The organism is Flavobacterium sp. (assembly GCF_039930565.1).
GTDB lineage: Bacteria > Bacteroidota > Bacteroidia > Flavobacteriales > Flavobacteriaceae > Flavobacterium.
Genome location: NZ_JBDTTP010000015.1, coordinates 60,758 through 67,230, shown reverse-complemented (window position 1 = coordinate 67,230; position 6,473 = coordinate 60,758). Strand labels below are relative to the sequence as shown.

The following is a 6,473-nucleotide window of genomic DNA, read 5'->3' as shown; positions in this document are numbered from 1 at the left end:
AAAGAAAAGCAGCCAACGTTATCGACACTATGGAGCTGATTGGTGAAGTAAAAGGCCGTAACGTAATACTAGTAGACGACATGATCGATACAGGCGGAACATTAGCTAAAGCCGCCGATTTAATGATCGAAAAAGGAGCATTAAGCGTAAGGGCTATTTGTACACACGCTATTTTATCAGGCGGTGCATACGAAAAAATTGAAAATTCGAAATTAAGCGAATTAATAGTTACTGATTCTATTCCGTTAAAGAAAGAATCTAAAAAAATAAGAGTAGTGAGTTGTGCACCTCTTTTTGCCGAAGTAATGCACATGGTACACCACAACAATTCCATCAGTGGAAAATTTATAATGTAGTGATTGCGACAAAAGAAGCAATCTCACTACAATAAGAATTAGAATATTTATTAATAACTATATTTTTTTACAATGAAATCGATTACAATTAAAGGATCAGAAAGAGAAAGCGTGGGCAAAGTAGCAACTAAAGCCTTACGTAATGCTGGAGCGGTTCCTTGCGTGTTATACGGAGGAAATCAAGCAGTACACTTCTCAGCAGAAGCTGCAGCATTCAAAAACTTGGTTTACACTCCAAATGCACACACAGTTGTGATTGAGCTTGGAAAAGGAAAATCATTCAATGCAATTTTACAGGATATTCAGGTTCACCCGGTATCTGACAAAATCTTACACATTGACTTCTTTCAGTTATTTGATGACAAAGAAATCACTATGGAAGTTCCTGTAAAAATTACAGGTGTATCAAAAGGTGTTCTTGCAGGTGGTGTTTTACGTTTGAACACCCGTAAATTAAAAGTAAAAGCTTTACCTAAAGATCTTCCTGATTTTGTTGAAGCTGATATTACACCACTTGAAATGGGTAACAAATTATACGTTACTAAAGTTGGTTCTCCGGAATACAAAGTAATGCACCCGGAAAACACGGTTGTTGCTCAGGTAAGAATTTCTCGTGCTGCTATGAAAGCTGCTCAGGAAGCTGCCAAAGCTGCAAAAGCTCCTGCAAAAGGAAAGAAAAAATAATTTTTTCAAATCAATACAAAAGCATCAGTTGCAAAACTGGTGCTTTTTTTTGGTCTATACTTTTTTTTAGGAGCAAAAATTTTTTGGTTCAAGACCAGATGTTCCTGCCATCCGCTATATCTTTTCCTGGCTAAAGATGCCAGCAAAAGGATACCACTGCTGTCAGGGCTAGCCAGAAGTTTTGTTTTTATAAGCTTCTGAGATAATAAGTCTATGTCAGACTGATACAAGTCGAAATCCATAAACAATTAAAATCTGCTTCATCTGCGTTCTATTTTCTTATGCAACTTTGTAATAAACTTTCCGCTGTTATAATGAATACAATACAAGATTATCTAATTGCCACATTTTCTAATTATCTAATCAACCAATTGCTACATTCCCTAATTAAGTTTATTTTTGCGCTATGATAATATCGATACAAAAACTGTTTTTATCAGCAAAAACAGAAGAGAACACAGATCATATGAAGAAATATTTAATCGTAGGATTAGGTAACATTGGTGCCGAATACGTAAATACAAGACACAACATCGGATTCAAAGTCCTGGATTTTCTAGCCAAAAAAGAAAGTCTTTCTTTCGAAACTGCAAAATTGGGAGCAATGGCTGAATATAAACTCAAAGGAAGAACCTTCTTTTTGCTTAAGCCAAACACGTATATGAACCTAAGCGGTAAAGCAGTAAAATACTGGATGGACAAAGAAAATATTCCATTAGAAAACATTCTGGTGATTACAGATGATTTAAATCTTTCCTTTGGTACCATCAGGATTAAACCAAAAGGAAGCGATGGAGGTCATAACGGATTAAAGAACATCAATCTTGTTTTAAATACACAACAATATACCCGTTTTAGATTTGGTATCAGTGATCAGTTTAAAAAAGGACAGCAAATCGATTATGTTTTAGGAGACTGGGATGAAGAAGAAAAAGCAAAATTGCCGGAACGTTTAGAAGTAGCTTCAGAAATTATTAAATCTTTTGGAACGGCAGGATTAGAAAATACCATGACGACTTTTAATGGAAAATAAAGATTTATAGGTATTTAACTTCTATAAAATGAAATTATCAATTAATTAAATTGAATTATAACGAAATAGTATTTTCTATTCCAAAGTTAAATGTTTAAATTTGGATAAATAATTATAAATCATAAAATCATAATATCATGGCTTTTGAATTACCACAATTACCTTATGCATATGATGCATTAGAACCACATATTGATGCACGTACAATGGAAATTCACCATTCAAAACATCATAATGCATATACTACAAATCTTAACGCTGCAATCGCAGGAACAGATTTAGAAGGAAAAACAATCGAAAATATCTTAATTAATTTAGATAAAACAAACGCTGCAGTGCGTAACAATGGTGGAGGTTTTTACAACCACAATTTATTCTGGACTGTAATGTCTCCAAACGGTGGCGGATTACCAACAGGCGATTTATTGGCTGCAATCGAGTCTGCTTTTGGAACTTTTGAAGAATTTAAAGCAAAATTTGCTAAAGCAGGTGCAACACAATTCGGCTCAGGATGGGCTTGGTTATGTGTTCATAAAGGTGGAAAATTAGACGTTTGCGGAACTCCAAACCAGGATAACCCATTAATGCCGGAAGTAGGTTGCGGTGGAACTCCAATTTTAGGAATGGATGTTTGGGAACACGCTTATTATTTAAACTATCAAAACAGAAGACCAGATTATATTGAAGCTTTCTTTAATGTAATTAACTGGACAGAAGTAGCAAGAAGATACGCTTTAGACAAATAATTTCATAATAAAATATAAAACCCGATTAGTTCTCAATGAATTAATCGGGTTTTTTTATTTATCATTTGACAAAAAAACAATTATCAAAATAATGTTTTACCTCTTCCTCTTTTCATTTAGTTAAATTAGAGCTCATAATATTTGTTGCCTTAACTTATAGTTAATATCAATGATAAGTTATATACATAACTTGTTTAATTTACTTCAATAAAAAAGGCGAAATTTCTTTCACCTTTTTTGCCCCAAATTACCATAAAATTATCCAATGCTACTATGGTATAATCAAATATATTATTAAGCCTTTTTTTACACAAATAATTCAGATGAAAAACAATTAAATCCGACAAATAACTGATATTTAAAAGTTTGAATTTTTTTAAAATAAAAAAGGCGAAATTTCTTTCGCCCTTTTTGCCCCAAATCTACCATAAACTTAACCTACTAATGTTATGGTGCTTCAAAGATATACTAGGATTACATTTTTCCCAAACATATAGGATGAACGGCAAATAAAACCGATGAAATGCACTTTTTAACTTTTTTTTAATAAGCTCTTGCGTTTTTTCCTTCATAAAAGTTCATAAATGCTCTGTTTACAACCCGGTTTCCTCCAGGTGTTGGATAGTCTCCGGTAAAATACCAATCACCTAGATTTTTCGGACAAGCTATGTGCAAATTCTCTACTTTTTGGAAGATAATTTTTACTTCGGCATTAATTTCAGGAGAGCTTAACATTTCGGCAATTTTAGCAGAAATCTCTTCGGGAGTAAACTGATCATAGATTGCAGTTACATAATTAACAACATCTGTATCAACATAATTTTCCTGTGCTTTACATTTAACATAAACTTTATCTACAATATGATAGAGATTTCTTTCTTTTAATAAAGCTAATGCAGCTCGAAAAGCAACAAGACCTTCCAGTTTAGCCATATCAATTCCGTAACAATCCGGGTAACGGATTTGTGGTGCCGAAGAAACAATAACAATACGTTTTGGTTTTAAACGATCCATCATTTTTATGATACTCATTTTTAATGTAGTGCCACGAACGATGCTGTCATCAATAATAACCAGATTATCAGTTGGTTTGATAACTCCGTAGGTAACATCATAAACGTGAGCCACTAAATCGTCACGGCTACTGTCTTCTGTAATAAAGGTTCTAAGTTTAGCATCTTTAATTGCAACTTTCTCTGTACGAATTTTTACAGCTAATAATTCCTGAAGAGTTTCGGCTGTAAGTGTACTTCTGTTTTCAAGGATATAATTATTTTTTCTTTGATTCAGGAAATCCTGAGCAGCCTCGATCATTCCATAAAAAGAGGTTTCGGCTGTATTTGGAATATAGGAAAAAACAGTATTGTCTGTATCGCTGTCAATAGATTCAAGCACAGCAGGCAAAATTAATTTCCCTAAATTTTTGCGTTCCTGATAAATTTCAGCATCACTCCCTCTTGAGAAATAAATTCTTTCAAATGAACAAGATTTCTTTACGGTTGGCTCTAAGATTTGCTCCATAGAAACTTTTCCGCTTTTTTTGATAATCAAAGCATTTCCCGGGTTGATTTCCTGAACACTTTCAAAAGGCACATTAAATACCGTTTGAATAACCGGCCGCTCAGAAGCTACAACAACAACTTCATCATCCTGATAAAAGTAAGCTGGACGAATTCCTGCAGGATCTCTAAAAACAAAAGCATCACCATGACCTAATAATCCTGCCATTGCATAACCTCCATCTAAATTTTTTGCAGAGCGGGTTAATATTTTCGCAATATCCAATCGGTCTGCGATTACAGGAGAAGCTTCTCTTTTAGAATAACCTTCAGCCTTACAGTCCTGATATAGCTGCATCACTTCCTTATCTAAAAAGTGGCCAATTTTTTCCATAACCGTAACAGTATCGGCCATCTCTTTTGGATGTTGTCCAAGTTCAACCAGATTTTCGAAAAGTTCTTTAACATTAGTCATGTTAAAGTTTCCTGCTAAAATCAGATTACGGTGCATCCAATTGCTCTGACGTAAAAACGGATGTACACTTTCAATGCTGTTTTTACCAAATGTTCCATAACGGACGTGGCCTAAAAATAATTCTCCAACATACGGAATTTCTGATTTTATTTTATCTACATTATCAGCAATTTCGGGATTAGCAGTTAATTCCTCATTGATCCGGTCGTTAATCTGCTTAAACACATCCTGAATTGGCTGCGAATGGTTTGAACGAACTCTGCTGATATAACGCTGTCCGGGATCAACATCTAATTTAATGCTGGCAAAACCGGCTCCATCCTGACCCCGATTATGCTGTTTTTCCATCATCAGATACATTTTCTGTATCCCGTAAAAAGCACTTCCGTATTTTTCTTTGTAATATTCAAGCGGTTTAAGAAGTCTGACTAAGGCTATACCACATTCGTGTTTTAAAGCGTCGCTCATTGTTTTTTTGTATTTGTGTGTTGTTGTAAGTTGTGCGTAATAACGTAATAAAAAAGCCCCGTTTTATCGAGGCTTTAAGGCATTATAATTCTATGTCAAACTGGGTTAACGACTTAAATTGCTGTAATCGAATCGCTACTTCAGCTTTAGTTAATGTTTCCATCCTTTCAGTTCCAAATTTCTCTACACAAAATGAAGCCAGGTTAGATCCGTAAATTATGGCATTTTTCATATTGCCAAATGAGATATTTTCGCTTTGCGTAATAAATCCTGAAAAACCGCCCGCAAAAGTGTCTCCTGCTCCTGTTGGATCAAAAACATCTTCAAGTGGTAAAGCCGGGGCAAAGAATACTTCTCTGTTGTGGAATAAAAGAGCACCGTGTTCTCCTTTTTTGATCACCACATATTTTGGCCCCAATTCCTGGATTTTAGCCGCTGCTTTTACCAACGAATATTCTCCTGAAAGTTGTCTTGCTTCTTCATCATTAATTGTAATAACGTCTACACGTTTGATTACCTCTAATAATTCAGGTAAAGCACAGTCCATCCAGAAATTCATCGTATCTAAAACTACCAATTTTGGTTTTTTCTCTAATTGATCCAAAACACTGCTTTGTACTAATGGATGTAAGTTTCCTAACATCACAATATCAGCGTCTTTGAAATTTTGAGGAACTTTCGGCTGAAAATCAGCCAAAACGTTTAGTTCAGTTACTAAAGTGTCTCTGGAATTTAAATCGTTATGGTACAAACCGCTCCAAAAAAAAGTTTTTCCTCCTTTTACAATCTCGATACCAGAAATATCGATATTTTTTGAAGTTAAAAGATCTAAATGCTTTTGTGGAAAATCGTCCCCAACTACAGAAACAATAGCCGATTGTAAGTTAAAAAAGGATGCTGATAAACCAATATACGTTGCAGCACCACCTAATATTTTATCTGTTTTCCCGAAAGGAGTTTCAATCGCGTCGAAAGCAACCGTTCCAACAATCAATAATTTATTCATTTTATGAATTTCGAATTAAGGTGCAAAGATACTTCATAAGTTACAATATTGCAACGGTTTATAATCTCAAAATTTTCTTAAAAAAAGAATAACGTTTACGGCGCTAAAACTATTGTAAATGAGTTAATTGTATTTGATAAATAGGATAGCTTAAATATGCTTTTAGGATTTAAAAGCAATTTTTATTTTTTAAAAGACATTAAGTT

At 34.2% G+C, this 6,473-nt stretch carries 7 protein-coding genes; 4 read left to right on the top strand and 3 right to left on the bottom strand.

Going from position 1 to position 6,473, the window contains the following annotated elements; translation table 11 throughout:
* Together prs and ABI657_RS06175 are read left to right on the top strand one after the other, a co-directional pair.
* A partial coding sequence (prs, locus tag ABI657_RS06180; protein WP_348096369.1) for a ribose-phosphate diphosphokinase occupies nucleotides 1–356 on the top strand: 356 nt, incomplete at its 5' end.
* Between the two features lie 72 nt (nucleotides 357–428).
* Nucleotides 429–1,040: a 50S ribosomal protein L25/general stress protein Ctc gene (locus ABI657_RS06175; RefSeq protein ID WP_348096368.1), complete on the top strand. Its 612-nt coding sequence runs from the start codon at nucleotides 429–431 to the stop codon at nucleotides 1,038–1,040.
* A 5-nt stretch (nucleotides 1,041–1,045) separates the two neighbouring features.
* On the opposite strand, the gene ABI657_RS06170 is transcribed toward ABI657_RS06175, so the two are convergent.
* Nucleotides 1,046–1,282: a hypothetical protein gene (locus ABI657_RS06170; RefSeq protein ID WP_348096367.1), complete on the bottom strand. Its 237-nt coding sequence runs from the start codon at nucleotides 1,280–1,282 to the stop codon at nucleotides 1,046–1,048.
* A 164-nt stretch (nucleotides 1,283–1,446) separates the two neighbouring features.
* Here ABI657_RS06170 and pth point away from each other — a divergent pair, with 164 nt between their 5' ends.
* Together pth and ABI657_RS06160 are read left to right on the top strand one after the other, a co-directional pair.
* Nucleotides 1,447–2,073, top strand: coding sequence for an aminoacyl-tRNA hydrolase (gene pth / locus ABI657_RS06165; protein WP_348096366.1), 627 nt, complete (start codon nucleotides 1,447–1,449; stop codon nucleotides 2,071–2,073).
* A 137-nt stretch (nucleotides 2,074–2,210) separates the two neighbouring features.
* Entirely contained in the window at nucleotides 2,211–2,819 is a 609-nt protein-coding gene (locus ABI657_RS06160) for a superoxide dismutase (RefSeq protein ID WP_348096365.1), read from the top strand.
* Between the two features lie 543 nt (nucleotides 2,820–3,362).
* On the opposite strand, the gene ABI657_RS06155 is transcribed toward ABI657_RS06160, so the two are convergent.
* On the bottom strand, nucleotides 3,363–5,261 hold the full coding sequence (locus ABI657_RS06155; RefSeq protein ID WP_348096364.1) for an amidophosphoribosyltransferase: 1,899 nt from the start codon (nucleotides 5,259–5,261) through the stop codon (nucleotides 3,363–3,365).
* A gap of 82 nt (nucleotides 5,262–5,343) precedes the next feature.
* Nucleotides 5,344–6,267, bottom strand: a complete 924-nt coding sequence (locus ABI657_RS06150) for a PfkB family carbohydrate kinase (RefSeq protein ID WP_348096363.1) — start codon at nucleotides 6,265–6,267, stop codon at nucleotides 5,344–5,346.
* Between the last annotated feature and the right edge of the window lie 206 nt (nucleotides 6,268–6,473).

What these genes read in the sequence shown, in the direction of transcription:
- ABI657_RS06175 (WP_348096368.1), top strand. Translation starts at nt 429, where the DNA reads ATGAAATCGATTACAATTAAAGGATCAGAAAGAGAAAGCGTGGGCAAA.
- ABI657_RS06170 (WP_348096367.1), bottom strand. Translation starts at nt 1,282, where the DNA reads ATGGATTTCGACTTGTATCAGTCTGACATAGACTTATTATCTCAGAAG.
- pth (WP_348096366.1), top strand. Translation starts at nt 1,447, where the DNA reads ATGATAATATCGATACAAAAACTGTTTTTATCAGCAAAAACAGAAGAG.
- ABI657_RS06160 (WP_348096365.1), top strand. Translation starts at nt 2,211, where the DNA reads ATGGCTTTTGAATTACCACAATTACCTTATGCATATGATGCATTAGAA.
- ABI657_RS06155 (WP_348096364.1), bottom strand. Translation starts at nt 5,261, where the DNA reads ATGAGCGACGCTTTAAAACACGAATGTGGTATAGCCTTAGTCAGACTT.
- ABI657_RS06150 (WP_348096363.1), bottom strand. Translation starts at nt 6,267, where the DNA reads ATGAATAAATTATTGATTGTTGGAACGGTTGCTTTCGACGCGATTGAA.